The organism is Gordonia paraffinivorans NBRC 108238 (assembly GCF_000344155.1).
Classification (GTDB): domain Bacteria; phylum Actinomycetota; class Actinomycetes; order Mycobacteriales; family Mycobacteriaceae; genus Gordonia; species Gordonia paraffinivorans.
The window spans coordinates 24,701-50,768 of the sequence record NZ_BAOQ01000016.1 but is presented as its reverse complement, the minus strand read 5'-3'; the positions used below and the strand labels follow the sequence as shown (position 1 = coordinate 50,768).

Below are 26,068 nucleotides of genomic sequence, written 5' to 3'. Positions count from 1 at the left end.
GCCGATCAGTCCCGGTACGACGGTTGCGGGGCGCCGTATCCGCTGTCGAGGATGGACAGCCACCGGTTTCTGATCTCCTGCCAGCGGCCGGTGGCGCGGAGTTCCTCGAGGACGCCGTTGACGAACCTGACCATGTCGTCCTCTCCCTTCGGGATGCCCACCCCGTAGAACTCCTCGCCCAGGCTCGGGCCGACGACCTGCACCCAGGGATCCTGGGCCGCCAGACCCGCGAGGATGGCGTCGTCGCTGGTGACCGCGTCCACCTGACCCTGTTGCATCAGGACGAGACAGTCCGCCCAGGTCGACGTGGTCACCATCTCGACCTTCGGCTGGATCGACTGCATGCGGCCGATCGACGTGGCGCCGCGTGCCGCGCACACCCGTTTGCCGGCCAGCTGCGCGGGACCCCGGATGTCGGAGTTGCGGAATGCCAGGATGCGTTGTGAGGCAACGTAGTACGGCGCCGAGAAGCTGATGTCGTCGAGCCGGTCGCACGTGATGCTCATGGTCTTGATGACGACGTCGACGGTGTGGTCGCGCAATGCGTCGACCCGCTCCGCCGAGCTGAGGACCTGGAACTCGACCCGCTGCGGGTCGCCGAAGATCGCCTCGGCGATCGCGTGCGCGATGTCGACGTCGAAGCCCTCGATGTCGCCGGAGATCGGGTCGCGGAAGCTGAACAGGTTGGAACCGATGTCCAGGCCGACGATGAGCCGGCCGCGTTCGAAGATCTCGGCCATCGTCGAACCCGGAGGCATGCGGGCGGGTTCGGGCATCTCGGCCGGCGGGCGCAGCGTCTGAGTCGCGTTGCACGCCTCCGAGCTCGGCGGCGGCTCGATCGGGACGTCGGTCTGCACGCCGGGCAGCACCAGGGGGTCGGCCGTTGCGGTCGGCGGCGGCGACTCCTCGGCCGGGAAGCGGACGCAGCCGGTCGCGACGACGGCGACGAGTGCGAGGACTGCGGCGAGGAGCGGGAGCCGGCGTGGCGCCGTTGACGTCCGCACCGACCGGGTCGGGGCGGGTGCGCGGAGGCGTGGTGTCTTCGATGCTCGTGTCATCGGTACTCGTGTCATCGGTACTCCCGGATGCGGGGGACAAGACCGCCCACGATGGCCATGGCCGCGAGTATCGACAACAGCAGGATGCCGGTCCCGGTGAAGCCGAGGAGTCGTTGGGCGGTGTTGATGTCGTCGCGGAAGGCGGTGCGGGCGGTCGTGATCGCCTCCACCAGTCCGGAGTCGACGGCGGCGTAGGCCAGGGCGGAGCTGTTGCGTCCGTCGCCGACGGTCAGCTGTCGCGCGCGGTCGAAGTCGCCGGACTGGATGTAGCGACGGATCGCGGCGTCGGTGCGTTTCCAGTCGACCAGCGCCCGGCCCACCGCGTCGAGCTGTTCGGTGGTCACCGAGTCGGAGCTTTCCTCGGCGGTGGATCGGACGTCGTCGAGGATGTCGTCGATCTTCGACGTGGTGGCCGAGAAGGTCCGTTCGAGCCCGCCCTGGTCGGCGCGCCGGATCAGCGAGAGCGTCTCCGCCGAGCGTGCCTGCTGGGTCAGGATTCGTGCGGCCGTCAGCTCGTGCAGCGGGTCGGCGCCATGATTGCGGGCGTCGGCCGTCGCGGCCACCGACATCAGGCCGGACACGAGCAGCCACACCGTGCCCAGGGTCAGCGCCGCCATCGCGGCGAGGAGGCCGATGTTGAACCGGCGCCGGGTCTTGCGGGCGAGGAAGCGCGAGGTCAGCACCAACGCGGTGAGCAGCAACAGCAGCGGGACGTACACCGTCCACGGCGGCCGGGTCAGTGACTGCTGCGGGTCGGCGATCGCCATCGACCGCAGCTCGTAGAGGCGTTGCGCGGCCGGCAGGATCTTGTCCTGCATCAGCGCGGACGCCTGGCCGAGGTAGGCCGAGCCGATCGGGTTGCCCAGCCTGTTGTTGGTGCGGGCGGTCTCGACCAGGCCGCTGTAGACCGGGATGGACGTCGACAGCGTCTCGAGGTCGGCGGAGATCGCCTGTTCGGTGGCGTCCTCTGCGGACTCCGACCCGGGCTCGCTCGCCGTCCCGGTCGCCAGGATCAGCGACGACGACGCCGTGGCGAGCGCGTCGGCGTAGCGCTGGCGCAGTTCCGGGCTCTCGAGTCCGCCCGAGATGAACGCGGCGTTGGCCGAGGCGTCGGCGATGGACAACGAGCTGTAGAGGACCTGCGCCGCCTCTGCGAGGGGTTCGGTGTGATCGATGAGCCGCTGCAGTGTCCGCGTGCGGTCGTCGAGCACGGTCGACGCGTACACGCCGGTGATGATGGACCCGGCCGCGAGGAGCAGGCAGATGATGATGAGCTTGCCCGGCGTGGTGAGCGCGTAGGTGCGGATGGTCTGGAACGGGGACTGGGCGCGCTCCCGCGCCGCGGCGATGAGTTCCCGCCGGTCGGCGAGGACCTGACGGATGGGCGGCGAGGCCTGGGCCGGTCTGATCGTCCGACCGCCACGCGTCAGCACCGTCCGCACGGAGGACGCGTCGCCGGTCACCTTCTTGATCCCTTCTGAGCTCGCCGTGGATCGTCTCCGGTGGGTCGATGGGTCAGCCGGAGGTGTCGGATCCTCCACCGCGACCACATCCGGAGCTCCGACGCTGTCGGTGTCATCGCTCACCGGGTCCTGCGTGTTTCAGCCTATGCCATCCGGCATGGTTCCCCGAGGCATCACGCGGCACGTCGGCCAACCGATGATCCCGAGATTTCGCCGGAGGTTTTCCTCAGGTCGGCTCTCGTCGCGGGTGGTCGGCCGTGACGGGTTCGCGATCACCCTGGCAGGCCGGGCGAGCGTCACTTACGGTGGAATGAACCCGACCGAGCGGATGGTCGGGTCGCTAGGAGGCGTGGTGCGCGGAGACGGCGACGGCTGGGTGATCGATCCCGACGGGTCACGGTATTGGGGTGTGCACGGTGCGGCAGGACTGCTGCTGCGCGCCCCGCTGCCCGAGGGCTGCACCGGGGTGCTGCTCCAGCATCGTGCGGCGTGGTCCCATCAGGGCGGCACATGGGCGCTGCCCGGCGGGGCGCGCGACTCCCACGAGGGCGCGATCGACACCGCGATCCGCGAGGCGGAGGAAGAGGCCGGCATCAACCGCGACGACCTGCGCGTCGTCGCAGCGGTCGTCACGCACGAATCCCCCAGCGGCTGGACCTACACCACGGTCATCGCCGAGACCGACGAGCCGGTCGCGACGGTCGCCAACTTCGAGTCGACGGAACTGCGGTGGGTCGACGAGCGGCACGTCCACACGTTGCCGCTGCACCCCGCGTTCGGTTCGGCCTGGCCGATGCTGCGCGAGCGGATCTCCGCGCTCGATCCGCAGGGCTGACCAAGCCGACGGCGGCATCAGCTGTCCGCGCTCACCCCAGCAGCCGGTTCGCCCCGGCGATCAATGCCGCGATCCCGGCCTCGTCGCCGGTGGCGCCCTCGCCATACGACCATGCCCGGCGCCAGTCGTTCGCACACAGCAGGAAGGTCGCGAAGGTGCCGTCGAGCTCGCGCTGATGCAGACGATCGATCTGGATCGGGACCCCGAGGTCGCCGAGGATCGAGGTCATGGCGCCCAGCGGCCCGGCCGCGGTCGCGCCGCACGACATGATCCGGTCGGCGACGGCGATCGTCGCCCGGCACTCGACCAGGTCGCCGCGGGTCGGGACGACCGACCACGAACCCAGGCGGACGGTGCCGGGTGCGGCGTACTCGTCGGTGAAGCGCTGCCAGCTCATGCCGCGGGCCTCGTCGCGGAGACCGGTCGGCAGCGGTCGGGCGAATCGGGTCATGAACGGGTCCTCGGATGCCGCGCGCTCGCCGTGCGCGAAGCCCCTCGTGAGTTCGTCACGAGAAGAGGATGCGGAAGGTAGTTGAAGCAGATGCATCGTGAAAACCGATTTCGGTCGAAGAACGGATGACCGACAGATGAGCGCAACCGACCCGCAGCGGGGGGTCGGTCAGATCAGACCCCGCTGCGGCGGGTTACGAGCACTCGATTGATGCACATGGTCCGACCAGGGTAGACCTGCCCGCGCCCGGCGTGCAAACGGTTTTCCGGGAGATCCCCGCCGGGCTACAGCAGGTCGAGGAGCTCGCGGGCCGCACCCGTCGGGTCGTCGGCGGCGGTGAGCGCGCGGACCACGACGATCCGCTGCGCGCCCCGGGCGACCACCTCGGGGACGCGTGCGGCGTCGATGCCGCCGATGGCGAACCACGGCTTCGGCGGCGAGGTGGCCGCGGTGCTGTTGACGAGGTCCGGTCCGGCTGCGGCGCGGCCCGGCTTGGTGGGCGTGGTCCAGCAGGGGCCGGTGCAGAAGTAGTCGACGTCCGGGTCCGCGGCGGCCGCGGCCGCCTGCTCCGGATCGTGCGTCGACGCGCCGATGATCACGTCCGGTCCGACGATGCGGCGCGCCGCCTCCGGGCTCAGGTCGCCCTGCCCGACGTGCAGGACGTCGGCGCCGGACAGCGCGGCGATGTCGGCGCGATCGTTCACCGCCAGCAGCGCTCCGTGGGCGTCGACGACCCGGCGGAGGTCGGCCAGGATCGCGAGTTCCTCACGCGCCTCGAGGACGCCGAAGCGCTCTTCCCCCGTCGAGCCCTTGTCCCGGAGCTGCACGATGCCGACCCCGCCGGCGAGCGCCGCGTCGACGAAGTCGAGCAGGTCGCCGCGCTCCCGCCGCGCATCCGTGCACAGATAGAGCCGGGCCGCGTCGAGGCGGCGGAGCCGGTCCGTGCGCGGCGCGGAGCCGGATGGGCGGGGCGCGGGGCCGGATGGGGTCGGGTCGTGTCCGAGGGGCGAGGTCACGGCGACCAGGTTAACGACGCACGCAGGGAGCGGGCGTATGGTGGTCGGCGAGAACACACGGGAGTCCGGGCGGCCGGGCTGAGAGTGCGGACCGATTCCGCTGACCGTCGAACCTGATCCGGGTCATTCCGGCGAAGGAAGGTGAAACTCGGCGTGAGCCAACGAGACAACCCCGGCGCGAGCCGGAACCCCGAGCATTCCCACGGCGGTGCCGTCGAGCACGGCGGTCGCTCGCTGACCGTCGTCGGCGGTGGCGTCATCGGTCTGACGTGCGCGCTCGCCGCAGCCGACGCCGGCCGGCGGGTGCGAGTCCTCGACGCCGGGCACGCCGAGCGCGCCTCGTGGGTCGCCGGCGGGATGCTCGGGTCGCTGGGCGAGGGCCAACCCGGTGAGCAGGAGGCGCTCGCCCTGTCCGTGGAATCGGTGCGACGGTGGCCGGACCTGGTGCGGCGACTCGACGAACCCGCCATCGTCACCGCCACCGATTCGCTGTTCGTCGCGGCCGGTGCCGCCGACGCCGAATACCTGCGCCACCTGGCCGATTTCGTGTGGGCGCAGCAACCCCGCACCGACGCGACGCTGCACGCGGTGACCGGCCGCGAGATCCGTGCGCTGGAGCCGGCCCTGTCCTCCCGGCTGGTCGGCGGATACCGCGCGGCGGGGGAGTGGTCGGTGGACAACCGGCTGCTGCTGTCCGCGCTGCGGAGGGCCGTCGGGTCCGCGGGGGTGGAGGTGGTGGACACCCGCGTCGGGTCGCTGGCCGACGTCCGTGCCGACCTCCGGCCGGGCGAACAGGTGCTCGTGGCAGCCGGACTCGGCACTCCCGCACTGATCCCCGGCATCCGGATGCATGCGGCGAAAGGCGAGATCCTGCGCCTGCGCCGCACTCGGCTCTCGGTCCCGCCGCCGACCCACGTCGTGCGTGCCCGCATCCACGGCCGGGCGGTCTATCTCGTCCCGCGTGCGGACGGGATCGTGGTCGGCGCAACGCAATACGAGACGGGCGACCTCGCCGACCGCACCCCGCAGGCGGGTGGGGTGGCCGATCTCCTGGCGGACGCGGTCGAGGTCATGCCGGGGCTGCGCACCTACGAACTCACCGAGGCCGCGGCCGGCCTGCGCCCCTGCACCGCCGACGGCCTGCCGATCATCGAACGGGTCGACGCAAACACAGTGGTCGCGACCGGGCACGGCCGCAACGGGATCGTGCTCGCCCCGCTGACCGCCCACCGGGTCGTGGCGATCCTGGAAGGAGAAGACCGATGACCATCACCGTGAACGGAGAACCCCTCGGAATCGAGGGCGAGGTGTCGGTGGCCGACGTCGTCACCCGACTCGGCCTCCCCGATCGGGGAATCGCGGTCGCCGTCGACGGTTCGGTGGTCCCGCGTGGGCTCTGGGGCGGCCACACCGTGACGTCGGGGGCGGTCGTCGAGATCGTGACGGCGGTGCAGGGTGGCTGAGCTCGAACACGATCCGCTGCGTATCGCCGGCCGGGAGTTCACCTCGCGGCTGATCACCGGCACCGGCGGCGCGACGAACCTCGCGACCCTGGAACGGGCCCTGATCGCCTCGGGCACCGAGCTCACCACCGTCGCCGTGCGGCGGGTCGATGCGGCCTCGGGCACCGGTGTCTTCGATCTGCTTCAGCGACTGGGGATCTCGGTGTTGCCCAACACCGCGGGGTGCCACACCACCGCCGAGGTCGTGCTCACCGCCCAGTTGGCGCGCGAGGCGTTCGAGACGAACTGGGTGAAGCTCGAGGTCGTCGCCGACGAGCGGACCCTCATGCCGGACGCGATCGAACTCGTCGACGCCGCGGCCGCACTGGTCGCCGACGGCTTCGTGGTGCTCGCCTACACCAACGACGACCCGGTGCTGGCCGCGCGGCTGGCCGACCTGGGCGTCGCCGCGGTGATGCCGCTCGGTGCCCCGATCGGCACCGGGCTGGGAATCCTGAACCCGCACAACATCGAGATGATCGTCGACCACTGCTCGACGGCGTACGACGAGCCGCTGCCGGTCATCCTCGACGCAGGCGTCGGCACCGCGAGCGATGCCGCACGTGCGATGGAACTGGGTTGTGATGCAGTCCTTCTCGCGACCGCGGTGACGCGGGCCGACAACCCCGAGCGGATGGCGTCGGCGATGCGCCACGCCGTGATCGCCGGGCGCCTGGCCGCCGGGGCGGGGCGGATACCCAAGCGTTTCTGGGCCAAGGCGTCGTCGCCGGGCCTCGACCGGCGTCTGGATGTAGAAAACGTGGACGCCAGAACCCGGTGAGTTCTACGAAATCGGTGGGGTGTCACCGCTCGAGACAGTCGATCACGTCCTCGTCGTCGACCTGTCCGAAGTCCTGGTAGTAACGGCCGACCGCCTCGAACGGTTTCGGTGTGGTGAGCACGACGACCTCGTCGACGCCGCGGTCGAGGAGTGGGCCGATCGCGTCCGACGGGGCGGTGGGCACCGCGACGACGACCTTCGACGCGCCGGCCCCGCTCACCGAGTCCACGGCGACCGCCATCGTGGAGCCCGTGGCCAGACCGTCGTCGACCAGGATCACCGGCCGCCCGGCGACGTCGATGCGCGCACGTCCGCCGCGGTACAGCGACTCCCGTTCCTGCAGCGTCCGGCGTTCGCGGGCGACGATCGCGTCGAACTGCTCCCGCGACACCCCGAGTCGGTTGGGCACGTCGTCGTTGACCACCAGGTGGTCGGCGGTGACGGCGCCCATCGCGAACTCCTCGTGACCCGGCGCACCGATCTTGCGGACGACCAGTGTCTCGAGGTCTCCGCCGATGGCGTCGGCGACCTCGCGCGCCACGGGCACGCCGCCGCGCGCCAGGCCGATCACCACCGGCCGCGTGGGTGCCAGGTCGGGACGCCGGGCCAGGACGGTGGCCACCCGGCCGCCGAGCCTGTGCCCGGCCGCCCGACGATCGGGGAACACCCGCGAGGACATCGCCGGCCTCAGAGGTTGACCGCGGGCCCGACCTTGAGGGAGAAGCTCGGCAGGTCGGCGAGGGACACAGTGGCCTCGTAGGTTCGGTCGTACCCGGTCGAGCAGATCCGCCAGCCGTCGGCGGTGCGCCGGTAGGTGTCGTCGTAGAACGCGGCACCGATCAGCATGAACGAGAACTCCGCGACGATGACCCGGTCCTGCAGATACCAACGGCCACGGGCGGTGTCGCCGGAGATCTCGATCTCGGGGTGGTCCACGCGGTGCTCGGTGATGACGGCGGGGCCGACGTTGGCGCGCATGTACCCGACGAGTTCCTCGCGGTTGGCGAAGGTGAGGCTCTCGCCGTAGTTGCCCGTCACGTCCTCGGTGAGCGTCGACTCGAACGTCGCCCAGTCCTTGGTGTCGAGGGCCCGCAGGTAGCGGTACTTGAGGTTCTCGATCTCGCGCAGGTCCGCGGCGAGGTCGCCGGCCGTGGTGGTGTCGATGGGCTGGTTCACTTGTTCCTCGTTCCCGGGAGCACTCCCGCGTCGATGACCGCCTTCACGATGGGGCGGGTGCGCTCGATCAGGTCCTCCGAACCCGCCCAGACCGATTCGCCTGCGGCGTCGGTGGTGGCCTCGATGTCGTCGTAGACCGCCGCCCCGTGTGCGGTGAGACGGTGGCCCTGCTCGTCGCGTTCGGCGAGCCCCGCCGCGACCAGTCGGTCGACGCTGTCCTCCCAGTCCTGTTCGGAGTACCCGCGGGTCAGCAGCACGACCCGCTTGCCCATGACCCGGCGGCTCACGGTCGGGTCGGGCAACTGCGCCTCGTGGAACACCGCGGCATCGAAGCCGTTGAGACCGTTGAGGACCAGCGCCGCGATGTGGTTGTCGCCGCGCCATTCCCGGAGCACCGCGATCGCCTGCCACAGTCGCAGGCGCGGGGTGTCCGGGGGCGGAACCGCCGCCCAGGCCGCCGCGAGGGTCCGGCCCGTCAGGGGCAGTCGGGCGGCCAGTTCGGTGTACTCGGATGCGAGTCCGTCGAGCAGCGCGTCGTCGAATGCGTCGCCGAGGATCTCCCGCAGCGAGTCGTCGAGCATCGCGTTGCGGCGCTCGTGGACCTTCTCCAGCCCGGCGTCGACCGCCGCGGCCCAGGACCTGGCGACGAGTTCGGGGTTGAAGTTGTAGAAGGTCGAGGTGACGACCTCGGGGGCGCACGGGCCCAGCGGCGCGGCCCGGGCGCCCACGTAGAAGGCGTGGCCGTCGAGACCCGTGTCCTTCTGCGCCGGAACGAGTCCCGGGTTGAAGTAGGCGAGGATGTGGAACGGCTCGAGCGTCTCGTAGGCGAGACGGGCGACGGATTCTGTGCCGGGTGACTCCGACCGGGGGGACGTCATCCCCCCACCTTCGCCAGCGGTGTGACGTGTGTCAACCACTTCGCGGTGTCGTGGCGGAGTGGAGCGATCGACCTACTGCCGCTCGGCGGCCCGGGACGGCGTCAGTTGTGCCGGCAGTCGCGGCTGCCGACCGAACGGTCGCCGGATTCGGTGTCGCGCTGGGAATCCGGAGCGATGCCGGTCGTATCGGTGTGCGGGGGCTCGGGCCGGAGACCGTCGGGCCCGAACTTCGCGTCGATCTCGCCGGAGGAGAAATCGGCACCGAGCGGCGCCGACCCGTCGCCCTCGCCGGTGGCGTCGTCGCCCGGCTCTTGCCGTCCGCGGCGCCACCCGCCCTTCATCGGCGGGGCCTCGCCCAGGTGGTCGGGGTCGACCGAGCCGTACCAGGCGACGAGGACCGCGCCCACCACGGCACCGACGAAGCCGAGCAAGGCCAGCCACCCGAGCCCGGGCTTGGCGGTGTCGCCGAGGAACATCACGCCGACGAGACTCGGGCCGGCGGTCTCGCCGACGACCAGGACGGCGGTCACGCCGTTCACCGCACCGAGCTGGAGAGCGACCGTCTGGACGTAGAACCCGACGGCGCCGGCCATCGCGATCGTCCACGCGGCGGGGTCGGTCAGCAGGTCGACGACGTTGAACGGCTCGAGGCCGTCGAGGATGCGGACCGCGATCGCGATGATGCCGAAGAGGAGTCCGGCCGACGCGCCGCCGACGATCGCGCCGGCGGCCGACCCCAGGTTGTAGACGCCGACGAGGGCGAGCGCGCAGAGGGCGACGGTCGCCACGAACAGACCCCAGTGGAAGGCGTACGACTCGTTGGCGCCGGTCTCGTGAGACGAGGCCATGCCCAGGAAGCACAGGGACAGGACGACGAGCCAGATGGCGACCCATTCGCGGGTGTGCAGGGCGATGTTGAGGATGATCCCGCTGAGCAGCGCGGTGACCACCAGGTTGGCCGAGACGATGGTCTGGGAGAGGAAGAGCGGCAGGAAACGCGCAGCGAGGGCGCCGCCGGCGAAGCCGAAGACGACCATCGTCGTGCCGAGGATGAAGGCCGGGTCGACGAACGTCGACATCGTGGAGGAGACCGTCGGGGCACCGGTGTCGTTCTTGAAGTCCCTGCCCTGCTCGGCTGCGGCCGCGGCCACGCGGCGGGCACCGAGCGCACGCAGCACCGTCGACATCCCGTAGGCGACGGCGGCAAGGCATGCGGCGATCACGCCGACGACGAACAGTTGCATGCCTCCTCCAATTCGGGTCGGTCGGCCGCCCGCGGGTCATCCCGAGGACGGTTCCGGCCCGTTCACCTGCCAACCTCCTGCATTCGCGACCGTGAACGGGCGCAAAGGCCCGTTCAAGCGCAAACTAACAGGACGAACCCACGGTTCGATAGCGAATATTCCCCCAGCGTCGGAAATCGTTCAACATCGGGTCGGTGTTCTCGGGGAATGCCGGCTCGCGATACCTCGCCACTACACTGCTTCGGGTGGACAGCGCCGGAAGAGCCCATGTACTGATCACCTTCGCCCGATCGTTCCTCTCGCTGGAACTCGCGCGACTCATGGCCGCCGGCGGTCACCGGGTGACCGTGGTCGATTCGATCCCCATCGCGGTCAGTCGCTACTCCAATGCGGTGGACGAATTCCATCGCGTCCCGCCGCCGAAGTTCGAGCCGCTCGAATACTGTCAGGCCCTCGCGAAGATCGTCGCCGACAACGACATCGACATGGTGATCCCGGTGCACGAGGAAACCGACATCATCGCGATGCTCGCAGAGCTGTTCCCGCCGGAATGCCGGCTGTTCCTGTCCGATTTCGACCTCGAGAACCGGCTGCATCACAAATACGAGTTCCAGAAACTGCTCGTCGAATTGGGCATCCCCACCCGCAAGTTCGCGCGGGTGGCCGGTCCCGAGGACGCGGCCGGGCTCGACTTCGACAAGCCGTTCGCGCTCAAGCGCTGCTATTCGCGCGGGTCGCAGAAGGTCCACAAGGTGCAGCCCGGGGACCCGCTGACCTGGCTGGAGCACGACGAACTCAACCCCTGGGTCGCCCAGGAGTGGGTGTCGGGCGACAAGTACTGCACGTACTCGGTCTGCCACGAGGGGCGCGTCTACGCGCACGCGACCTATCCGGTCGACTACGCCATCGACGGCAGTTCGTGCCTCAACTTCCGTGCGGTCGAGCACCCGCGGATCCAGGCGTGGGTCGCCGACCTCGTCGAACGCGTCGGCTTCACCGGACAGATCGGTTTCGACTTCATCGAGGACGGGCCCGACAAGGACCTGTTCTGCATCGAATGCAACCCGCGCGCCACCAGCGGGATCATGATGTTCTCGCCCGGCGACGGCGTCGACCGCGCGTTCCTGGGCACCTCGGACCCCGATGTCGAGGTCATCACCCCGTCGCCGGACGTCGAGAAGATGATCGGCATCGGCATGCTGCTGTACGGGTGGCGGGCACCGTCCCGGCGTGGACGGTCGATGGCGCAGTTCGCCCGAGACTTCCGTCGCTCGGCCGACGTGATCACCCGGTCCGGCGACCAGAAGCCCGCGATCATGCTGCCGCTCGCCTACGCGAGCATCCTCCGCAGCTGTGCGAAGTATCGGGTCGGCCTGGCCGAGGGCTTCATGCACGACCACGAGTGGGACGGGCTGCGCATCAGCATCTGAGCGCGCCCGCATTGTCCCCCTTCTGCCGGACGCGGCGCTCGAGGGTCCGGGCGTAAACTGGATCCTCGGCACCACCCGCGGCGACGGGTCTCGCGAGCGGGCCGTGGTGCGGGGGAGCGAGCTCGAGGAGAGTCGTGATGAAGGCATCCAACATCAGGCGTCGGCTGACCGTCGGCGTGGCGACCGTGGCAGCGGTGTGCGGGCTGGGACTGGTCGGCGCACCCATGGCCTCGGCGGCACCGGTGGAGCCGACACCGGCATTCGGGTCGGTGTCGTTGTGCTTCGGCGTCCCGATCGGACCGGTGTCGGTGAGCATCTGCATCTGAGTCCGACCTCGGGGGCCGTGCGGTCGCCGGACATGGCGGGCGCGTTGTTGTTCCGTGTCGATGAGGTGCCCACCCCGAGCGCGGTGAATCCGCCCGCGCGTACGATCTCCCGGTGATGTCGACGACCGACCGGATCGATGAGGGGACCGCTCCGGCGCGCTCCCGTGCAATTCTGGCCGCGCTCATCCTCGTGGCCGGCGTGGCCAACATCAACCTCGCCGTCGCGAACGTCGCGCTGCCGGACATCGGCAAGGATCTCGACGCCAGTTCGACGCAACTCAACCTGATCGCCGTCGGCTACTCCCTGGGGCTCGCGGCCTCCGTGCTGTATTTCGGCGCGCTCGGCGACCGCCACGGCCGCAAGCGCATGCTCGTCTTCGGCATGGCGCTGTCCATACCGGCGTCGCTGGTGGCAGGTTTCGCACCCGATGTCACCGTCCTCTTCGGTGCTCGCCTGGTCGGCGGCATCGCGGCGGGCCTGGCGTTCCCTACGACGCTCGCGGTGATCACCGCTTTGTGGTCGGGTCCCAAGCGGACCCGGGCCATCGCGGCGTGGTCGGCCTTCGGCGGGGCGATCTCCGCGCTGGGGCCGGTGATGTCGGGTGGTCTGCTGGAGGTGTTCAGCTGGCATTCGGTGTTCTTGGTGACGCTGCCGCTCGCCGTCCTCGCGCTGGCCGTCGCATGGAGGCTGGTGCCCACCGACACCGGTGACGAGGCGGCGGTCGTCGACAACCTCGGCGGCGTCGTCTCGATCGTGATGGTCGGCGCCCTGGTCCTCGCGATCAACTTCGCACCCGACGGCGATCAGCGCCTGCAGGTCTACATCCTGGGCGCGATCGCGGTCGTCGCCGGTGCGGGGTTCGTGTGGCGGCAGCTGCACGTGCGGGTTCCGCTGTTCGATCTCCGGATCGCGGCGCGACGCACGTTCTGGGTCGCGGCGGTCGGTGGACTCATCGTCTTCGGCACGCTGATGGGCGCGATGTTCATCGGCCAGCAGTACATGCAGAACGTGCTCGGCTACTCCACGCTGGCGGCCGGCGCGACGATCCTGCCGGCGACGGCCGCGATGGTCGTCGTCGCCCCGCGGTCGGCGAGACTCGTGCAGAGCATGGGCTCGCGGTTCACGCTGCTGTCCGGGTACGCCTTCATCGTGGCCGGGATGGTGTTCGCGATGTTCGCCTGGGATGAGAACGCCCACTTCTGGCATGTCGCCGTCGTCTACGTGTTCGTCGGCATCGGTGTCGGCCTGGCCGGCACGCCGGCGTCACAGTCGCTGACCGGGTCGGTGCCGGTCCAGCGGGCGGGCATGGCGTCGAGCATGTCCGACCTGCAACGCGACCTCGGAGGTGCGATCCTCCAGTCCACGCTGGGCGCGATCCTCACCGCCGGTTACGCCAAGCAGCTCCACCAGAGCATCGAGGACTCGCCGCAGGCCGGGCAGGTGACGCAGCAGACCGAGAACGCGTTGACCAAGTCGTTCTCGAGCGCCGAGGTCCTCGCCGAGCGCTATCCGCAGTACGCCGACGAGATCATCTCCGCCGCACGCGATGCCTTCGTGCACGGCGACAAGGTCGCGTACGGAGCTGCGGCCGGGATCGTGCTCCTCGGCGCACTCATCGTGCTGGTCTTCTATCCCGACCACGAGGGCGAGAAGCGGGCGATGGCCGAGTTCGCGGCCAAACCCGATCTCTGACGCCTGCGCGACGGAGGGTGGCGCCGGTCACTTCCGCCGGACACCTCTTGACCGTGACCGCCGGTCCCTGTTTCCTTTTCTCCTATGCAGACCTACATAGGCGGGTCGGCTGGCGTCGAGGATGCGTCGACGGGAGGTCGGACATGCGGATGACCGCGCGGAAGATGCGAATCGGGATGAACCTCTGGCCGCCGTTTCTCGGTGCGGGGATCCGGGTCACCCACATCGCGGACGACTGGTCGTCGGCAACCGTGGCCCACCGCATCACCCAGGTTCAACCGGAACTACTTCGGCACCGCGTTCGGCGGGACGCTCTCGGCCATGACCGATCCGTTCTTCGCGCTGCTGCTCATGCATCGACTGGGCGAAGGGTACGTCGTCTGGGATGCCGCCGGCGAGATCGACTACGTCAGCCCGGGCCGGGGCCGCGTCACCGCGACGATGACGATCGATCTGGCGGTCGTCGAACAGATCCGGGCCGACACCGCAGACGGTTCCAAGAGTCTCACGTGGTTCGAGACCGAGATCGTCGACGAGCGGGGCGTCGTCGTCGCGCGGGTGCGACGACAGGTGTACGCGCGCCGGCTTCGGGAGAGGTCCGCGGTCGCGGCCTGACCGGGTGATCGATGACGGCTGCCACCGCGGCGGGCCGTCGCCGGAACGTGCTCGCCCGCGGCGGTTGCCCGAACCCGACACGAACCGGCGGATCAGCTCGCTTCGGGAGTGTCGAAGGCCGCGAGCAGCATTCGCGCGGCCGTCGCGATCAGTTCCCCGCGGTCGGTCTCCGGCGGCCGCAGCAGCGCTATGCGCAGGCACAGGCTCGCGGTCGCGCCCATCGTGAGGAACACGAGGTCGTCGATCGCCGCGTCGTCGAGGTCGGGTCGCAGCCGTGACGGAAGGACGCGGGCCAGCGGCAGCAGCGGCCGCTCGACCTCGGCCCAGGCCTCGCCGAATCCGATGTTCTGCAGTTCGAGTGCGGCCCGCAGGACCGCCGCGTGGGATTCGAAGGCCGACACGAGTGTGTCGTCGACGGTGATCATCGCGTCGAGCGGTTCCCGGTCCATCGCACGACCGATACCGCCGGCGAGGGACGCGGTGATGTCGTGGACCGCGTTCAGGCGCAGTTCCTCGACGATCGCGTCCATGTCGGCGAAGTAGCGGTAGACGGTTCCGATGCTGACGTGGGCGGTGCGGGCGAGTTCGGCCGTCGTCGGCCTGCGCTCCGGGTGACGCTCGAGCAGCTGCAGCGTGGAAGTGAGCAGTCGTTGCCTCATCTCCCGCGCGCGCTGCTGTCGCGGGGACCTTCTGGCCTGTTGAGAAGGTCGTTTCGTGGGAGGTGAAGGGCTCACAGAAAGTGAATGGTAAGTGAGTTCGTCTCGTGTTCTGATGGTTTCATGGAACCGATCCCCACCGATCTCGTGAACGCCGACCTCGCGGTCGCGCGCTACGGAGAGGCGGGCCGGGTGTGGCTCGAGCAGATGTGGCTGGGCGACCCCCTGGCCGACGCGGTCGCCGGCGACACCCACCCCGGCGGGACATCCACCTCGCTGCTGCGGACGGCTCTCGAGCGCGGCATCGACGCACTCGACGACCCGACCGAGTCGATGCGGGACCTGTTCGCCTTCCTCGACGACGAACCCGAGTGGGTCGATCACGACCGCATGGCCCGCGCCGCCGACGCGCTGATCGTCAACACCGCGCCGCTGGGGATCGTGCTGGGCGCGGCGTCCCTGGTGCGCGGGGCGGGTAACACGATCGCGGCCAAGCCGCTCGCCGTCACCGGGCGATACGTGTCGCAACCGGCAGTTCGTTCGGTCGAGGTCGGCGAATGGCTGAGTCGGGTGATCACCCCGGGCGGGATGCGCCGCCGCGGTGGGGGATTCGCCTATACGGTGCGGGTCCGGATGATCCACGCCCACGTCCGGCAGATGCTGTGGAGGCGGGGCGACTGGGACGAGGAGGCCTGGGGGGTGCCGATCCCGCAGCCCTACATGGCTTTCACGATGGCCGAGTTCGGGCACATCGCGATCGAGGCGATGCAGACGCTGGGGGTGCGGTTCACCGATCGGGAACTCGACGACATCTATCACCTGTGGCGCTACGTGGGTCACGTGATCGGCATGAGTCCCGAACTCAACCCCACGTGCGAGGCCGACCACGTCCGGATCGAGGAGCTGTATCGCCTGACCTCGCCGGGGCCCGGACCGGACGACCGGGACTTCGTCGTGGCGCTCACCGACGACTACCTGGTGCCCGAACTCGCGAATGTCCTTCCGGGGCCGTGGAAGTGGCGTCGCCGCATGGCGACCACCACGATGCACGGACTGCAGCGGGTCTTCATCGGGGACCATGACGCCGATGCGCTGGGCATTCCCGACGTGAAGATCAAGCATGTGCTGGCCCGTGTCGGACCGGCCCTGTCGCTGGCGAGCCGGGCGCAGCGCCTGGGCGGCGAGCGCCGCGCCCGCGCCCGGGTGGAGAGGGCCTACCGGGCGCGCGAGGCGGAGTTGGAGCGCATGCGAGCCGAGTACCGCCTCTCCGGCGACCTGGTCGACGCCGCGCCGGATGCCGCGAGATCGGGTCAGCCGGCGGCGGTTCGGTGACCATCAGCCCCCGAACCGATCCGCGGCGCTCACGTCCTCGGAGAGGCAGTAGCCGAGTGAGATCGGCTGGGCAAACGTCCACGTGATCTGGCCTGCCGTGCAGGTGATGGAGTCGTCGCCACGGTCGACGGCCCTGGCGATGACGGTGTTCTCCACCGGCGTCGCGTCGCAACCGACTTCGCGGTAGTCGACGAGCTTTCCGCCGTTCACCGGGATCTGATAGCACGATCCGGAAGCGAAATTCGGTGTCAGGCACAGCTTCTTGTCGCCATCGGCGAAGGTGAGGCTCGAGGTGTGGTCGGCGGTGCACTCGGCCGAGGCGTCGACCTTGCTCGCGGCGTAGAAGGTCAGTCCGTCGGTTCCCTCGCATTTCTGCTTGGTGGCCTTCACCTTGCCCTCGCCGGCCTCCGCCCCGATCTGCAGGCACTCGCCCACCTCGATGTCGGAGGCCTCCTCGACGGTCTGGGCGCCGAGGGAGAAGCTGCAGGCGGCGAGGGCGCCGAAGCTCATGCACGCCATGCTCACGGTGACGCGCCGGCCGATCTGCCACAGCGGTCGACGCGGAGCAGGGTCGGGGCCGATCTCGGTCGGCGGCTCGGGGAGTTCGGTCGGACGGACACTCTGTGGGTGCGACATCGGTTTTCCTCTCGGCAGAAGCGGCGGGTGGTGACGAGAGAAAGAATCGCGGCGGGCGCTTGCAGGCCGCTTGGGGTCGGCTTGCCCGGTCCTTGGACCGCGCGGCCGTCACGCCCGGCATCCCGGGGGCGGCGCCACAGGTCAGCGCTGGTCGAGTGAGGCGTCGAGCGCTCGGAGTTGCTCGACCCGGACGTCGCGGAGCACGGCCAGGGTCGCGGTGATCGCGATGTCGCAGGCCTCGTCGATGCCCGCGCCGTCGACGATGAGCGCCCGGTGGGCGACGTCGAGGCTCATGCCGAGCAGCAGCGAGGCGAGCGTGTCGGCGCCGGCCCCGATGTGGGCACCCTGTTCGGCGTAGTTGGCGCGCAGGCGTGCCGCGATCCTCGGCTCCAGCGCGGCGTACAGCCGCCGGTTGCTGTCACCACCCTGGGTGTGTCCCATCAGCACCCGCAGTCCGGCCGGGTGGCGGCGTGCGTAGTCGAACAGGCCCTGGACCGCGTGGCGGGCCCGGGCGCCGTAGGGCATGTCCTCGCTTTCGTCGTAGATGCGGAACATGAACGAGGTGAAGGTTTCGAGTTCACGCGTGATGACCCGGGACACGAGGGCGTCCCGGGACCCGAAGTGCGCGTACAGCGTCACCCGGGTGGTCCCGCCGCGCTCGGCGATGGCGGTCATGGTCGCGCGTTCGGCCCCGACCTCCGCGATCACCTCGCAGGCGGCGTCGAGCAGCTCGTCATCGGTCGGCCGGTTGCGTGTGCTGCGGCCGGGGGATACGGGTGGGACGTCCCCTCCATGGTCGTGCGGACGGACGGAACCGCCGTGGTCCTTGGGGGCCTCGTCGTCCACGGTGACCATCCTCCGGCGGTTTCGTCGTGGTTCCTGCCCGTCTCGCGGCTCAGGAGGCCGGGCTCAGGAGGCCAGATCGTCGACGGTGCGGCCGAAGTACGCCGCCTCGACCCGGTCGCGGTGGCTGCGGAGTTCGGCGGCGCTCGCCGACAGCGCGACCCGGCCGTGGTGCAGCACGATCGCCGAGTCGGCGATCCCGAGCGCGAGATCGATGTGCTGCTCCACCAGGACGACGGCCATCTGGTGTTCGTCGGCGATCGACCGCAGCCGGGGGAGCAGGTCCTGCACCGCGACCGGGGACAGACCGAGGCTCATCTCGTCGATGAGCAGCACCTTGGGGCCCGCCAGCAATGCCTTCGCGAGGGCGAGCATCTGCTGTTCGCCCCCGGACAGATTGCCGCACTGCCGTGATCGCATCGTCTTCAGCCTCGGGAAGTACGAGTAGACCGTGTCGAGGCCGGTTCCGTTGCGCCGCTTGGCGAGCCGGAGATTGTCCGAGACTGACAGCTTGTGGAACAGTCCGCGCGAGTCGGGGACCAGGATGACCCCGCGCCGCGCGTTGCGCTCGATGCGGCGGTCGATCGGCTCGCCGAGCGCCGTGACGGAGCCGGACATCAGCGGCAACGCGCCGACGGTCGCGAGCAGGGTCGTCGTCTTCCCCGCGCCGTTCGGGCCGAGCAGCGCCAGGATCTCGCCGGGCCGGACCGCCGCGGACAGGCCGCGTACCGCGGGCACCCCGCCGTAGCCGACAGTGATGTCGTCGAGCGCGAGCACCGGATCTGCCTTGTCGCTCATCGGTTCTCCTCATGCTCGTCGTGGGGCGGGCCACCGGGCGAGGGTGCGTCGCCGGTGGATTCGGATCCGGTGACCAGGTCTGTGTCGGGCGACAGGGCGCCGGTCGCCTCGAGTTCGGCCACCGCATCCGGATCGACCTCGGGCGAACCGAGGTAGGCGGCGACCACGGCCGGATCGTCGGAGATCTCGGCGGGTGTGCCGCTGGCGATGACCTTGCCGAAGTCGAGGACGTACAGGCGATCGCAGACGTCGAGCACCAGCGACATGTCGTGGTCGATGAGCAGGATGCCGATCCCGGTGGCCGCGATCCGACGCAGCTCGGCGCCGAAGCCGCGGCTCTCGTGGGTGTCCAGGCCCGCTGCCGGCTCGTCGAGCAGGACCAGCCGGGTGCCGCCGACGAGAGCCCGGGCCACACCGACCAGCTTCTGTTGTCCGAGGGTGAGTTCGCCGGGGAGGGCGTCTGCGGCATCCCGGAGCCCGACCAGATCGAGTGCCTCGCCGATGGTGTCCGCCGGCGGCCGGGAACCGTTGAGCACGTCGGCCAGCATCGCCCGCAGCCCGACGGGTTGGACTGCGACGGCGAGGTTCTGGGCGACGGTCAGGTCGGTGAACAACTCGCCCGCCTGCCACGTCCGGGCCATCCCGGCCCGGCGCCGGCGGTGGGGTGGGGCCTTCTCGAGGTGCTCCCCGCACAGGGTCACCGAACCGGTCGCCCTGGTGAAACCGGTGACGGCGTCGACGAACGTGGTCTTGCCGGCGCCGTTCGGCCCGATCAGCCCGACGATCTCGCCGGCCGCGACCGCGATGTCGATATCGGAGTTCGCGGACACGCCGCCGTAGCGCACCGACAGGCCGCGGGTCTCGAGCAGCGGCGTCCGGTCCAGTACGGAACCCGATGTGCGCGAGGCTGTCTCCGGCGTCGCGGGACGGGGTGTCTCAGACATGCGCACCTGCCTGTGTGGTCTGGGCGGCGCCGGGCGCCTCGGGTTCGGACGGCGGCCTACGCCGTGCGGGGCGCAGTTTCTCGTAGATCTCGGAGATCGCCCCGGCGACGCCCACCGGATTGGTGATCGCCATCAGCAGCAGGCTTCCCGCGGCGATGAGTTCGTAGTACTCACCGAGCGACAGGGTCTGGTTGAGGAAGACGTAGCCGATGCCGAGTGGCCCGATGATCCCGGCGATGACCGCACCGGCGAACGACGTGATGCCGCCGACGTAGGTCATCGCGAGCAGCGTCAGCCCGATCATCACCGTGAACGACCCGGCCGACAGCTGGCCGCGGCTGTACCCGATGAGGCAACCGCCGATGCCGGCCAGGAACGCCGACAGCGCGAACCCGAGAAGTTTGGTTGCGGCGACGTTGATCCCGACCGATGCCGCGGCACGTTCGTTGGATCGGACCGCGAGGAATGCGCGTCCGGTCGATCCGCCCATGAATCGCAGCACGACCAGGGTCGCGATCGCCACCACGACGAGGACCATCAGCGCGAAGCGGAGGGTGACCAGGTTGGTGCCGTCGCGCACCCCGAGGTCGATGCCGAAGATCGACGGGTCCTCGATCAGGTTGCCCTCGAACTTGGTGATCGCGGGGTTGTTGAAGACGAAGTTCTGGATGGCCAGCGCCGCGGCCAGGGTGACCACCGCGAGTTGTGCGCCGCGGATGCGGAGGGCAGGCACGCCGACCAGGATGCCCAGGCCCGTCGCGATGAGCGCCGAGAACAACATGTCGAACGGGAACGGCACGTTCCAATTGGTCGTCAGCTTCGACAGCGCGAAACCCGCTGCGCCGGCAAAGGCCATGGAGGCCAGCGAGATCTGTCCCAGGTAACCGGTGAGGAGCACGAGCGACAGGGCGATGAGCGAGAGGATCACCGAGGTGACCACGCCGTAGCGCCAGGTGCCCTCGGTGAGCACGATGGCCACGACCACCACCGCGATGATCGCGGCGGCCGGGACGATGCGGATGCGCGGGATGCGGACCGCGGGCATGCGCACCTCGCCGAGAGAGCCGCGCGAGGGGATGCGTCCGCCGAGGAGGAAGAGCGCGATCACCACGATGACGAAGGGCAGGGCGTCGCCGAGCCCGGACTGAGCCCACTCGGGCCACCAGCTCTTGGTGGCGAGCCACTGGATGACCGACTGGAACACGCCGAGGACGAGGCCTGCGGTGCAGGCGATGCCGAACGAGGTGAGGCGTCCGACGAGGGCCACCGCGAGCGCGGGGATGACGTAGAAGGTGTAACTGGTGACCGTCAGTCCGAGGGTGAACGAGGCGAGGACGACGATGAGGCCGGTGGCGGCGCCGGTGATGGCCCACACGATCGCGGCGAGCCGGTCGGGGGAGTAGCCGGTCAATCGTGCCGCGAGCTCGTCCTCGGACCCGGCGCGGGTCGCGACGCCGAAGGTGGTGAGGCGGAAGTAGGCCCACATCAGCAGGGCGATGGCGATGGCGACCCCGGCCAGGATCAGGTCGGAGACGTTGACCACCGCGCCGCCGATCTCGACGGTGTCGTCGGGCAGGATCGACTGTGCGAAGAGGTTCTCGGTGTCGAAGCGCAACTGGACGAGCGCCTGCAGGAACAGCATCAGGCCCACCGACGCCACGACCTGGGCGAGCACCGGCGCGTGGCGCAGGGGTCGGAACACGAGTACGTGGGCCAGCAGGGCCCAGACGACCGCACTCACCACACCGAGGACGATGGCGAGTTCCATCGAGGTCGGGTTGTCGTCGCTGCCCAGGCTCAACGACCCGATGGGGAGGACGAGGGTGCCGTCGGTGCGCAGCGTCGCGACGAGATAGACCGAGTAGAGGCCGATGGCACCCTGGGCGAAGTTGATGATGCCGGTGGCGGCGTAGATGCCCACCAGCGACGACGCGAGCACCGAGTAGATGGCACCCAGGGACAACCCGAGGAAGGCGAAATTCAGGAACTGGGCCATGTGGCGCACTCATTCGTTCGGGACGGACGGGAGACGGGAGGGCGGGAGACGGGAGGGCGGGAGACGGGAGGGCGGGAGACGGGGGCCGAGAGGCGCCGCAGGGTAGCGGCCGGGGCTCGGGCGAAAAGGCCGCGCGGTGGGGCGGACCCGATCCGGTCCACCCCACCGCGTCGGCTCATCGTGTCAGTATGCGCCCGGGATACGCTGCAGCGCAGCCGGGTTCGGCGTGATGAATCCGCCGGTGGCGGGTTCGGTCTTCTTGTCGTCGACCACATTGAACAGCAGCATCTCGGTGGTGCAGTTCGGTGTCGTCGGCTTGCCGCAGTTGAGCTTGGGGCCGATGAAGGACTGGTAGTCCTTGACCGCCTTGAGCGCACCGAGGATGCTCGGCCCGGTGTACTCGGTCAGCTGCGCGTCGGTGAGGATGCGGGTGAAATCGGCGAGGATCGAGAAGGTGCCGTAGGCGTAGAAGCCCTTGGTGCCGTCCTGCTCGTCGATGAACTTCTGTGCGGTCTCCAGATTGCCCTTCACCTCGGCCGGGGTGGAGTCGAGGGCCGGGGTCTGCCAGAACGGCGAGTACGTCTGCGCGCCGACGGCCTGCGAGCCGAGGGTGTCGATGAACTCGGTGCAGGCGGCCAGGAAGATGGTGCCCTCGTAGTTCACCGAACGCAGCGACTGTGCGAGCTTGGTGCAGGTGTTGTCGTTGGGGGAGGTCATCAGGCCCGCGGCGGACGGATTGCCCTCGGCCAGCTGGCTGGCCAGCTGTGTGAAGTTCGGGCCGGCCGGCGGGTAGTAGACGCCCTTGACGTCGATGCCGAGTGCGGCGCCGAGCGGCTTCATGAGACCGTCGAACACCTGATGTGCCTGCGGCAGATCGGCGTTGGCAAGGGTCAGCGAGTCCTTGCCGTCGGCCTTGAGCTGCTGCATGAAGCCGACGAGGAAGGCGGCCGGAGGCGGACCGAAGTACACACGGTTGTCCGCGGAGGCGCCGGTGATGGTGCTGTAGGGGATCTCGCCGACCAGCGGGATCTTCGCGGCGGTCAGGATCGGGACCGCGGCAGCCGATTCGGAGTTGAACGCGTCGATCGCGGCCACGACGCCGGCCTCGACGAACTGGTTGGCGCACGACACGGTCGACTCGGGCGCGGTCTGGTCGATGCCACAGTCGACGATCTCGATCGGGCGTCCGTTGATGCCGCCGATCTGGTTGTTGATGTAGTCGATCGCGGCCTGTTTGCCGGTCGTGACGCCCGGCTGGATGCCCGGACCCTTGGACGGGTTGAACAGACCGATCTTGATCGGCTCGCCGGAGGCCTTGGTGCCGCTGGAGTCTGCGGCGGAGCCGTCCGATCCGCCGTCGTCGCTGCTACACGACACGACCGAGAAGATGCAGGCCGCGGCGACGGCGACCGCCGCCAGGCGTCCTGCTCTCCGTGTATTGGACCAACGCATGTTTCGACTGCCTTTCCCGATGAGGTCCGGGCGCGCCGCCGGCGGTCCCGGTGCTGTCAGGGCACGACGACATGGCCCCGGCGGGGCGTGGGAGGTGATTGAGTTCGTTAACCCAGTCGTCTGTCTGGGTGCGAGAGTCGGCACCGTCCGACCTGGTAACGGAGGTGAGCCCACCTCGGGTGTGACGTGGACCACCCGAAAATTAGCCGTAACCTTACGACGGTGTCAAGCTGTTCGGGCAAATTGGACGCGCAGAAGCGGAACTGGCGCCACGGCATGACGGTGCCGCCCGAGTGGGACAGATGATTCACTCTGTCGCAACGAGTTTCGAGATGGAGAAGATCCGTTCGGTCAGCGAACGGTGACGCGGCCCTGTTCGTCGACGCTCACGGTCGCGTTGTACGCGCGCACGAGATCGATGCGCTGCCACGACGAGTGACCCGGTCGCTGGTCGTCGAGCGGATGGCCGGCCGGCAACGCGGTCGCGACGAGGATCTGGCGGAGCTGGGCATCGGTCAACGACGGGAACGCGGGCCTGATCAGGTCGACGGCCCGGTGCGGGACGATCATCCGGTGGTTCTTCGCGCCGATCTGCGGGAACCCGTAGGTCAGGTGGTAGGTGTAGATGCGTTCGGCGTCGGCGTCGTCGAGGTACGGGGTGTCCGCCGAGATGCACACGGAGAGCGCCGCGCCGCAACGCCATTCGAGCTCGCGCCGGATCTCGGTGGCGGACTGATCGAGCAGGCGCCGGAACTGGGGGTCGTGACGCCGGTCCGCGGCTGCGGCCTGGCCGACCATGGCGCCGCCGATCACGTCGAGCGGGTAGTGCACGCCGAGCACGATGCGGTGGTAGCCGCCCTCGGCGGCCCGCGCCAGGAACTGTGGTCCGAGTTCCGGGAACATCGTCGCGAACAGCGTTCCGCGCCAGAAGAACAGAGCCGAGTGCCCGGACGGGTAGGAGGGGTTGGTACGGAGCGAGGCGTATTCGTCGACGCCGCCGCGCATGTACCTGCGGATCTTCGTGGGTGCGACGACGAACGGGCGGGGATTGTCGAAGACGTATTTCTCGACGAGGGTGGCGCTCGCCGGGCCGCCGGCGCGCGCGAGGTAGTCGCTGAAGAGGGCCTTGGTCTTCGGCAGACGTCCCGCGGCCAGTGCGGCGCGGAAGTCGCGGCCCAGTTTCGCGCCGAAGGCGTCCGACATCGTCCACAGCGGGTCGTCGTGCGCGTCGGCGAGGGCGCGTCGCTGCCGCGCGGGATCATCGGCCGCGCCGTTGTTGATCTCGATGACCTTCGCGAGGTTGGACCGCATGATCGCGGGGTGGTCGCGGCGCACCTCGGCGAACGGGTCCACGATCTGCAGGTAGGTGCCGCCGGGGTAGGACGAGATGTCCGACGCATAGAGGCGGGCGAGATCGGTGACGGGGAAGGGCTCGGGCGTCGGTTTGGCCGGTGCGGCCTGGGCGGGCGCGACGAGTGCGATCGTCGCGGCGACGGCGGCCGCGGCGGTGATCACCGGTGTCGCCAACCGGACCAGGCGAGACCGTCTGGAAGTACGGTCGAAAGCGGTGCGGGGCCGGGCGACGCTGTCCGAGATCACTTCACGATCGTAATGGGTCGATCGCCTGATGTGCGGCAACGCCGTCAGCAGCGCGGGCTTCCCGGGAACGCCGGGACGCCGAGTCGGCAGCCGACGGCGGTGACCGCACGGATGCGGGCCTCCGGATTGCGGCGTTCCAGCGCGGGCAGCAGGCCGTCGCTGACCACGGACTTCTTCGCGGCCGGCGTCGTCGCCTCCGCGTTCAGCACTCCGCGCACGCGAGCGAAGTTCACGAGCTCGTCGTAGACCATCGACAACGCGGCCTCGGTGGTCCGGTCGTGCGGATCGAGGCTGTGGAAGTCGACGCCGGTCTCGTATTCGTGGCGCACTGCGTGCGGGCCCTGGTCGCAATCGGGTTGCAGCAGATCGATGTCGAAGCTGCGGCGCCCTTGGGCGGGCGGGGCGATCGTGCCCTCGTCGGTGCACTCGTGATGGGAGATCCGGTCCCCGAGTGCGTGGACGTAGATGCCGATCCGCGCGTTGGCCGACTGCGGTCCGACGTGGGCGTCGAAGCGCTCGGAGGTCACCCCGTCGGAGATGACCTGGCGGCCGGTGACGTTCTGGAAGGGGATGGGGATCGGGTCGACGAGGCTGTACTTGCCGTTGATCGGAGCCGGGTTCGGACCTCCGTAACACGTTGTGCCGGTGGCATAGTCACCGCGAGCGGTGCGGTCGGTGAAGCCGCCGGTGCACAGCGGCGCGTTGCTGCCGGGGCCTTCCATCGCCCAGCGTCGGATGTGGGTGAGCATCACCTCGTGCCGCGGGTCGTCGACGTCGGGGCGCAGTCCGTTCGGCAGGGGCGAGCGGGGTCCGCGCATCGTCGGCAGGAAGTGGAAGAGGAAACCGCCGGTCTTGAAGTGAGTGCGGACGAGACCGCTGATGTCCTTGGTGGTCAACGCCGCCGCGTTCGGGACCGGGTTGCCGCGCATGTCGCGGGGTCGGAAGGTGCCGAGATCGGTGGCCTCGCTGTACGCCGCGATCCAGTAGGCGTCCTGCAGCGAGAAGCCGATCTTGCGGGCCATGATGTACGTCGAATCGGTGTGCACCAGGCTGCGTCCGCCGAGGGGTTGCCGCAGCGTGTAGCCGTAGCGAAAGAACGCGCGGGCCCCGCAGATCGGGTCGTGGGCGTCGCTGGGCGGACACGCGAACGGCAGTGGTGCGCAACTGTGCGGCGGTGCGCCGGGGGTGTAGCAGACGTCCTCGGCGAACGCTCTGGCCTTCGGCGGCGAGGCGACCAGCAGTCCGGTGGCCGTCAGTGCGACGGTCAGCAGGACGGCGGAAAGGGCACGGGCGGTGAGACGACCGCCGAGTCGGGTGATTCGCATGCTGGCAACCTCCTGCGCA

26 protein-coding genes are annotated in these 26,068 nt (G+C 69.6%); 9 read left to right on the top strand and 17 right to left on the bottom strand.

Translation table 11 applies throughout. The annotated features are described in order from the left end of the window. Positions 1-5: 5 nt before the first annotated feature. Positions 6-1,058, bottom strand: coding sequence for a glutamate ABC transporter substrate-binding protein (locus GP2_RS08835; RefSeq protein WP_006900150.1), 1,053 nt, complete (start codon positions 1,056-1,058; stop codon positions 6-8). A gap of 11 nt (positions 1,059-1,069) precedes the next feature. Next, positions 1,070-2,521 (bottom strand): GlnX family signal transduction membrane protein, encoded by a 1,452-nt coding sequence (locus GP2_RS08830; RefSeq protein WP_006900149.1) that lies wholly within the window; start codon positions 2,519-2,521, stop codon positions 1,070-1,072. 352 nt (positions 2,522-2,873) lie between these two features. Here GP2_RS08830 and GP2_RS08825 point away from each other — a divergent pair, with 352 nt between their 5' ends. After that, a complete protein-coding gene (locus GP2_RS08825; protein WP_006900148.1) occupies positions 2,874-3,356 on the top strand; it encodes an NUDIX hydrolase in 483 nt (160 codons plus the stop codon). Positions 3,357-3,387: 31 nt separating this feature from the next. Here GP2_RS08825 and GP2_RS08820 read toward each other — a convergent pair whose 3' ends face one another. Beyond that, positions 3,388-3,753, bottom strand: a complete 366-nt coding sequence (locus GP2_RS08820; RefSeq protein ID WP_040526683.1) for a hypothetical protein — start codon at positions 3,751-3,753, stop codon at positions 3,388-3,390. Positions 3,754-4,091: 338 nt separating this feature from the next. Next, positions 4,092-4,712 (bottom strand): thiamine phosphate synthase, encoded by a 621-nt coding sequence (thiE, locus tag GP2_RS08815; RefSeq protein WP_168705538.1) that lies wholly within the window; start codon positions 4,710-4,712, stop codon positions 4,092-4,094. Between the two features lie 345 nt (positions 4,713-5,057). On the opposite strand from thiE, the gene thiO reads away from it, so the two are divergent. Genes thiO through GP2_RS08800 form a run of 3 tightly spaced genes read left to right on the top strand, consistent with a single transcriptional unit; the run spans position 5,058 to position 7,106 of the window. Continuing rightward, a complete protein-coding gene (gene thiO / locus GP2_RS08810) occupies positions 5,058-6,089 on the top strand; it encodes a glycine oxidase ThiO (protein WP_040526682.1) in 1,032 nt (343 codons plus the stop codon). Continuing rightward, positions 6,086-6,286 (top strand): sulfur carrier protein ThiS, encoded by a 201-nt coding sequence (gene thiS / locus GP2_RS08805; protein ID WP_006900144.1) that lies wholly within the window; start codon positions 6,086-6,088, stop codon positions 6,284-6,286. Before thiO ends, thiS begins: the two co-directional genes overlap by 4 nt. Next, entirely contained in the window at positions 6,279-7,106 is an 828-nt protein-coding gene (locus GP2_RS08800; RefSeq protein ID WP_006900143.1) for a thiazole synthase, read from the top strand. The genes thiS and GP2_RS08800 overlap by 8 nt, the downstream gene beginning before the upstream one ends. A 22-nt stretch (positions 7,107-7,128) precedes the next feature. Here GP2_RS08800 and GP2_RS08795 read toward each other — a convergent pair whose 3' ends face one another. The 4 genes from GP2_RS08795 to GP2_RS08780 all read right to left on the bottom strand — a co-directional run bounded on the left by GP2_RS08795 (position 7,129) and on the right by GP2_RS08780 (position 10,404). Further along, entirely contained in the window at positions 7,129-7,785 is a 657-nt protein-coding gene (locus tag GP2_RS08795) for a phosphoribosyltransferase (protein ID WP_006900142.1), read from the bottom strand. An 8-nt stretch (positions 7,786-7,793) separates the two neighbouring features. Continuing rightward, entirely contained in the window at positions 7,794-8,282 is a 489-nt protein-coding gene (locus GP2_RS08790) for a nuclear transport factor 2 family protein (protein ID WP_006900141.1), read from the bottom strand. After that, positions 8,279-9,160 carry an SCO6745 family protein gene (locus GP2_RS08785; protein WP_006900140.1) on the bottom strand — a complete coding sequence of 294 codons (882 nt, stop codon included), beginning with the start codon at positions 9,158-9,160 and terminating at the stop codon, positions 8,279-8,281. The genes GP2_RS08790 and GP2_RS08785 overlap by 4 nt, the downstream gene beginning before the upstream one ends. A 101-nt stretch (positions 9,161-9,261) precedes the next feature. Further along, positions 9,262-10,404, bottom strand: coding sequence for a DMT family transporter (locus GP2_RS08780; RefSeq protein WP_006900139.1), 1,143 nt, complete (start codon positions 10,402-10,404; stop codon positions 9,262-9,264). Positions 10,405-10,649: 245 nt separating this feature from the next. Between GP2_RS08780 and GP2_RS08775 the strand changes: the two genes are divergently transcribed. The 4 genes from GP2_RS08775 (at position 10,650) to GP2_RS22090 (ending at position 14,468) form a co-directional block, all read left to right on the top strand. Next, entirely contained in the window at positions 10,650-11,834 is a 1,185-nt protein-coding gene (locus GP2_RS08775) for an ATP-grasp domain-containing protein (RefSeq protein ID WP_040526664.1), read from the top strand. Positions 11,835-11,971: 137 nt separating this feature from the next. Next, on the top strand, positions 11,972-12,160 hold the full coding sequence (locus GP2_RS21155) for a hypothetical protein (protein ID WP_083900218.1): 189 nt from the start codon (positions 11,972-11,974) through the stop codon (positions 12,158-12,160). Positions 12,161-12,275: 115 nt separating this feature from the next. After that, positions 12,276-13,853, top strand: coding sequence for an MFS transporter (locus GP2_RS08765; RefSeq protein ID WP_040526663.1), 1,578 nt, complete (start codon positions 12,276-12,278; stop codon positions 13,851-13,853). A gap of 321 nt (positions 13,854-14,174) precedes the next feature. After that, on the top strand, positions 14,175-14,468 hold the full coding sequence (locus GP2_RS22090; protein ID WP_255218602.1) for a DUF4442 domain-containing protein: 294 nt from the start codon (positions 14,175-14,177) through the stop codon (positions 14,466-14,468). A 92-nt stretch (positions 14,469-14,560) separates the two neighbouring features. Here the strand turns inward: GP2_RS22090 and GP2_RS08755 are convergent, their stop codons facing one another. Beyond that, on the bottom strand, positions 14,561-15,127 hold the full coding sequence (locus GP2_RS08755) for a TetR/AcrR family transcriptional regulator (RefSeq protein ID WP_006900134.1): 567 nt from the start codon (positions 15,125-15,127) through the stop codon (positions 14,561-14,563). Positions 15,128-15,247: 120 nt separating this feature from the next. Here GP2_RS08755 and GP2_RS08750 point away from each other — a divergent pair, with 120 nt between their 5' ends. Next, positions 15,248-16,456: an oxygenase MpaB family protein gene (locus tag GP2_RS08750; RefSeq protein ID WP_006900133.1), complete on the top strand. Its 1,209-nt coding sequence runs from the start codon at positions 15,248-15,250 to the stop codon at positions 16,454-16,456. A gap of 3 nt (positions 16,457-16,459) precedes the next feature. Here GP2_RS08750 and GP2_RS08745 read toward each other — a convergent pair whose 3' ends face one another. The 8 genes from GP2_RS08745 to GP2_RS08710 form a co-directional block, all read right to left on the bottom strand. Continuing rightward, positions 16,460-17,092 (bottom strand): hypothetical protein, encoded by a 633-nt coding sequence (locus tag GP2_RS08745; RefSeq protein WP_006900132.1) that lies wholly within the window; start codon positions 17,090-17,092, stop codon positions 16,460-16,462. A gap of 141 nt (positions 17,093-17,233) precedes the next feature. Beyond that, positions 17,234-17,947: a TetR/AcrR family transcriptional regulator gene (locus GP2_RS08740; RefSeq protein ID WP_006900131.1), complete on the bottom strand. Its 714-nt coding sequence runs from the start codon at positions 17,945-17,947 to the stop codon at positions 17,234-17,236. A gap of 54 nt (positions 17,948-18,001) precedes the next feature. After that, entirely contained in the window at positions 18,002-18,733 is a 732-nt protein-coding gene (locus tag GP2_RS08735; protein WP_006900130.1) for an ABC transporter ATP-binding protein, read from the bottom strand. Then, the gene (locus GP2_RS08730) at positions 18,730-19,677 is read right to left on the bottom strand and encodes an ABC transporter ATP-binding protein (protein WP_006900129.1); all 948 of its coding nucleotides are present in this window, start codon (positions 19,675-19,677) and stop codon (positions 18,730-18,732) included. Before GP2_RS08730 ends, GP2_RS08735 begins: the two co-directional genes overlap by 4 nt. Then, complete coding sequence (locus tag GP2_RS08725) at positions 19,670-21,673, bottom strand: ABC transporter permease (RefSeq protein WP_006900128.1); 2,004 nt, start codon at positions 21,671-21,673, stop codon at positions 19,670-19,672. The genes GP2_RS08730 and GP2_RS08725 overlap by 8 nt, the downstream gene beginning before the upstream one ends. 183 nt (positions 21,674-21,856) lie before the next feature. Continuing rightward, positions 21,857-23,125 carry an ABC transporter substrate-binding protein gene (locus tag GP2_RS08720; RefSeq protein ID WP_006900127.1) on the bottom strand — a complete coding sequence of 423 codons (1,269 nt, stop codon included), beginning with the start codon at positions 23,123-23,125 and terminating at the stop codon, positions 21,857-21,859. Between the two features lie 351 nt (positions 23,126-23,476). After that, complete coding sequence (locus tag GP2_RS08715; RefSeq protein WP_006900126.1) at positions 23,477-24,640, bottom strand: phosphatase PAP2 family protein; 1,164 nt, start codon at positions 24,638-24,640, stop codon at positions 23,477-23,479. A gap of 128 nt (positions 24,641-24,768) precedes the next feature. Next, on the bottom strand, positions 24,769-26,049 hold the full coding sequence (locus GP2_RS08710; RefSeq protein WP_051997195.1) for a hypothetical protein: 1,281 nt from the start codon (positions 26,047-26,049) through the stop codon (positions 24,769-24,771). Between the last annotated feature and the right edge of the window lie 19 nt (positions 26,050-26,068).